The sequence below is a fragment of the Vibrio sp. 1641 genome (genome assembly GCF_033339995.1).
Lineage (GTDB): Bacteria > Pseudomonadota > Gammaproteobacteria > Enterobacterales > Vibrionaceae > Vibrio > Vibrio alginolyticus.
Genome location: NZ_JAWOVP010000437.1, coordinates 1 through 547, shown reverse-complemented (window position 1 = coordinate 547; position 547 = coordinate 1). Strand labels below are relative to the sequence as shown.

Sequence of the window (547 nt, the reverse complement as noted above, 5' to 3'; positions counted from 1 at the left end):
GGATGCTTTTGCTGCATTAGAGAAAGCCACTGGTGAGCTCAAAAAAGAGATGAACATGGCGAACGATCAACAAGAGCGTGCCATGGCATATCAACTAGCGATGACAATGGAGATGACACAATGATGATTTCTTCTTCACTGCCATCGTCAAATGCCGCTCCGGCTTCAGAAGGCCGAATCACGCAAGCAAAAGACGTTCAAGGCTTTTCGCAGCGCAATGCTTCAGGGCAAGCACCTCTGAATCAATCCGCAGCATTATCAGAGCAAGCAGTACCAAGCTTTCGCCTTGCTGCACAAACTTTCTCAAGCGAAGAGCGCAAAGAGGCGACAACTGCAACAACGGAAGAAAATGCTGCTGTTGACACCACAGGAATGAATGTTCTTCTGAGTGCAACAACACCAACTGAAACACCAGACCTTGCAGCGCAAGCGCAAACCTTGACGCAAGGCATGCTAAACATGGCTGAGAAATCGGTTGCGTCATTCAACAAAGTCAATCCGTTGGAAGTAAAAGGTGAAGCAAAAACAACAAGCCCAGCGCAAGCTA

General features: G+C 47.9%; 2 pseudogenes. Both read left to right on the top strand.

Annotation, left to right across the window (positions count from 1 at the left end):
- Window positions 1-124: pseudogene (locus R7Z47_RS26425) on the top strand (LafD); the annotation flags it as partial.
- Window positions 121-547, top strand: a pseudogene (locus tag R7Z47_RS26420) (flagellar hook-length control protein FliK); the annotation flags it as partial. The pseudogenes R7Z47_RS26425 and R7Z47_RS26420, both read left to right, overlap by 4 nt.